The sequence below is a fragment of the Bacteroidales bacterium genome (genome assembly GCA_018334875.1).
GTDB lineage: Bacteria > Bacteroidota > Bacteroidia > Bacteroidales > UBA12077 > JAGXLC01.
The window spans coordinates 1-4,300 of record JAGXLC010000346.1; the positions used below are offsets into that span (position 1 = coordinate 1).

The 4,300-nt window shown below is 45.9% G+C and carries 4 protein-coding genes; all 4 read right to left on the bottom strand.

The features are described from left to right. Window positions 1-674 (bottom strand): glycoside hydrolase family 92 protein (locus KGY70_17805; GenBank protein ID MBS3777057.1); only part of this gene is annotated, 674 nt, incomplete at its 3' end. A 113-nt stretch (window positions 675-787) separates the two neighbouring features. Beyond that, window positions 788-1,468: a hypothetical protein gene (locus KGY70_17810; protein MBS3777058.1), complete on the bottom strand. Its 681-nt coding sequence runs from the start codon at window positions 1,466-1,468 to the stop codon at window positions 788-790. Between the two features lie 99 nt (window positions 1,469-1,567). Then, window positions 1,568-2,998: a sulfatase gene (locus tag KGY70_17815; GenBank protein ID MBS3777059.1), complete on the bottom strand. Its 1,431-nt coding sequence runs from the start codon at window positions 2,996-2,998 to the stop codon at window positions 1,568-1,570. A 105-nt stretch (window positions 2,999-3,103) separates the two neighbouring features. Next, on the bottom strand, window positions 3,104-4,300 hold a 1,197-nt coding region (locus KGY70_17820), incomplete at its 5' end, for a sulfatase-like hydrolase/transferase (GenBank protein ID MBS3777060.1).

A 4,300-nucleotide genomic window follows, 5' to 3' on the forward strand; every position in this document is an offset into this window, starting at 1 on the left:
CTTTCAAAGGGCTTACTGAAACGTGCCACGAAAAAAACAGGATATTCTTTGGGTCTTCTCCGGGTAGGCCCGTTTACCGTATAGCCTGCTATTTCCCTGTCATTAACGATCCGTGCCTCACCCTCTGTCATTTGGGATGGACCAAGTCTTCCTCCCAGATTAAACAATATCCGGCTTTCTTCGGAAGCAGGAAAAGTGTACCTGTGAAAACCTACCCTGGTGGTGGAGGTAAGTTCCGCATCCACCCCATAGCGGTCAAGGTGAACATAATGATAGCCGGGTCGGGCTTCTTCCCGCTGGTGGCTGAATTTCGACTCGTAAGCCTCAACTCCTTTCCGGGGATCAACGTCTTCAACCACCGGTAATACAGAAACCCCTGCCAATTGCCAGGCGTGTATATGACTGAATCCAACGATGGTATCCCTTTCATACCGGTAACCTGCGCCCCAGGCTCCACCAATCCGGGTATCGGGGCTAAGATTGACCATTCCAAAAGGCCGGCAGGCAGAGGAAAAATAGAACCATCTTGAGTTCGCTGCATCGATCATCGGATTTACCCACTGAACGGCATTGTAATAAGGAACTTTTGAAGTTTGTTCTTTTTGACCTTCCTGACTGTATCCTTTAAAGACAATCATTAATAAAAACGGGATGAGTAGATATTTTTTTTGCATATTTTTTTGATTTATAATTTATTAAAATTGGGATTCGGTATTTTTTTAATGGGGACTTTTCTTGCGAAAAATTCCCGAACATGCTCAAATTTATAATTCAAAACAAAAACAAATCATTCCTTACTGCAATCAGTAAGGTAAGGCCTAATAACAGACTGCCAAAGATCGTAGCCTTTGGGGTTCATATGAAGCATATCATCACGGAAAATATCTTTCCTTATATCTCCGTTTGTACTGACCATTAACTGAAACACGTCAATAAACCGCACGTTGGGTTTCTTTTCACAAAATTCACGAACCAGGTGATTGGCCTTTTTGAATTCGCTCTGCCACTTCTCTCGCGCTGGGCTGGGTTTAGTGGAAACATAGTCCACGATGGTACCTGGGAGATATACTTCCACCATACGGGTAAAAGTGATTACATCCCGGAGGTATTCTTCCGCCGACTTTCCCGCGGCGATGTCATTATCCCCTTCATAAACGATGATCTGACACGGTTTATAAGGAGCGACAATGTCATCAAAAAAGTAAATGACATCGGACAAATGCGAGCCCCCGAAAGAGCGATTGAAGACCTTGTAATGTGGAAAATCCTCTTTCAACGTTTTCCAAATTCTGAAAGAAGAGCTTCCTATAAATAATATGGATCCTTTCTCAGGTGGATTTTTCCGATCTTCCTTCTTAAAAGCCTCTATTGCATCCTCCCACATAGATGCCCGGGAATATTCTTGTTGGGCATAAGAAAACAGTGAAATGCAACAGCACAAGGTCAACAACAATATAAAATGTTTCATAAAAATAATATTTTTAGCTGCTTTGCTAATTTGGACAAGCCAAAAAGGAAACACATTAAATTCCTTGAAAGCATCCTGTTTGGTTTTGGCTTGTCCAAATCAGGGAAATTCCGGCAAAGGAGCATCATTTTCTTTCAGCCACTGCTCCAGGTGATGAATCAGTTTATCACGGACCTGTGGACGATCTTCTGCCAAATTATGTTCTTCTCCCTGATCCCCGTCTAAATTGTAGAGTTTAATTTCTCTTGTCTCATAGAACTTCATTAATTTCCACGGGCCGGAGCGGATCACACTTACCGGCGTGGTACGCCAAGGATTATTGGGGTATCCCGGGAAATGCCAGTAAAGGGCATTACGATCAATTGTCTGATCCGGGTCTTTTAACAGGGGAAGCAGGCTTTTCCCGTCTAACTGATAATCCTTAGATTGCTCGATACCTGCTGCTTCCAGATAAGTCGGGTAAAAATCAATGCTTATTACGGGCTCATCACTGATGCTTCCGGGAGTAGTTAGTCCGGGCCAGCGGACAATCATCGGCACACGTATACCGCCCTCGTAAAATGTTCCTTTCCCTCCTTTCAGGGGTGAATTGCTGGTAACATTGTTTTCTTCATGTCCCAAAAATCCATATCCACCCCGGCCTCCGTTATCGGAATAAAAGATAAGCATGGTATTATCGGAAATACCTGCTGTTTCCAGGGCATCCATGATCTTGCCTACATTCCTGTCCATTATTTCAATCATCGCTGCATAGGTTGCATGACGATGGCCTCTGTCCGGCTCTTTTTGTTCATACTTCTCAACTATCTCCTCAGGCGCCTGAAAAGGACTGTGGGGTGTATAAAAAGACAAGTTAAGATAAAACGGGCCTTCTTTATGATTATGAATAAACTCAATGCCTTTCCGTGTCAGATAATCGGTAAGATATTCTTCTTCCCGGCCATCATCGATATAAGGGTTATTATTCGGGCGGAAATATCCTCCTTCCCAATTCCGCGGATTACCTGCACTATATCCGCCTATATTGACATCATAACCTTGCTGCTTCGGGCCATATTCCGGAGGATTGCCCAAATGCCATTTGCCTATCAGGGCGGTTGTGTAACCGGCCCGGCTTAACATTTGTGCATCGGCAATTTTTTCAGTAGGCAAATTATCCGCATTCGTAGCCGGGATCATTTCTCCCGGACCGGAGCTTCCTACATGGTAGATGGGCTGGTTGGGATAATACTGGCCGCTTATCAGGGCAGCCCGTGTGGGAGCAGAATTGGCAGCATTGGTATAGGCCTGGGTAAATTTCATACCCTGTTGTGCCAGCCGGTCGATGTTTGGAGTCTCATAATAGCTTCGGTTCAGGGGATCAAAACAGTTAATATCTGCAAAGCCTAAATCATCGGCCATAATAAAAACGATGTTGGGTCTCTTCTCTTCCAAACGGTCTTCTCCGGGATTACCGCCGGCAATCGCCTGGAAAGCTGCTATCTTAGTAAAGATCACAATCAATAAGGTGAGTACCGACTTCTTATCCATACATTTTACTATTTCTGAACTACTCATAATATAATTAAAAATTAAAAGTTACATCAGCACAAAGATAACGAATACGGGATTCATAGACAGATTGAAATAAACCGGCTAATCCGTTCTCATGGTTACTCCTTTCACTACATCTGCTTTCCACTGTCGATACTCATCCAGCAGTTCCTCTACCTTTCCGGGATTTTCCGGGGCCAGGTCATTGGATTCATACCGGTCGGCCTCCAGATCAAACAGCAGGGTATCGGATTCGGTGATCATGAGCTTCCACTTACCTTTTCGTACCGCCTTTTGTCCCCGGTAGCGCCATACCACCGTTCGCTCCGGCAATGTTTCACCCTGAAACAGCAGTGGAGAAAGGTCTATACCGTCGAGGCTCAGGGTATCGGGCCTTTTCGTATTTGTTATGGAAAGCATGGTGGGAAAAAGGTCAAAAGAGACAGCCAGCTCATCGCTGCTGCCGGGCTCAATTTTTCCCTTCCAGTAAGCTACAGCCGGCACACGGTGTCCGCCTTCCCAGAGCGTGCCCTTATCGCCCCTCAGGTTCCCGTTGCTTCCAAACCGGGCGCCGTTGTCGGAACAGAATACCACAAAGGTCTCTTCCTCCAGATCAAGATCACGCAGGGTTTTCATAACCCGGCCAACGCCTTCATCCATTACCTCCACCATTTCCCGGTAAGTGGCCGCGGTATCTTCTACAGGCCCAAGGTAAGAAAAATCCCGGTCAGGATACCGATATGCCGTATCATTTCTTCCCTGGAAAGGAACATGGGGCGCTTCATGGGGTATATACAAAAGAAAAGGTCTATCTTTATTTTCCCGGATAAACTCCACGGAATGATCCGTAATCAAATCCGTAACATAGCCTTCCTCGCGGATGGTATCCAGGTTGTGCCACCAATCGTAGATACCGGCATTGTCGTAATGCGAGTGATAATCGATGTTACCACTCACATATCCGTAAAACTCATCAAATCCCTGATGAACGGGATTGAATTTCTTTTTATACCCCAGGTGCCACTTGCCCATAATGCCTGTGGTATAGCCTGCATCTTTCAATACATCCGCAAAAGTAATTTCGGAAGGCGCCATGCCAGTCTGGCGGGTTTCTCCCCTCACATAGATCACCCCTTCCAGTCCGCTGCGCTGCTGGTAGCGGCCGGTCAGCAGTGCCGCCCTTGTGGGAGTGGATACCGAGCTGTTGGAATGGTAATCGGTAAAGGTAAGCCCGTGTTCAGAAAGCGAATCGATGTTGGGGGTCTGGATGTATTCACTGCCGTAGCAACTCAGATCACC

Bases quoted from the DNA above. Each gene is read 5' to 3' on its own strand.
- KGY70_17810 (MBS3777058.1), bottom strand. From the start codon at position 1,468: ATGAAACATTTTATATTGTTGTTGACCTTGTGCTGTTGCATTTCACTG.
- KGY70_17815 (MBS3777059.1), bottom strand. From the start codon at position 2,998: ATGGATAAGAAGTCGGTACTCACCTTATTGATTGTGATCTTTACTAAG.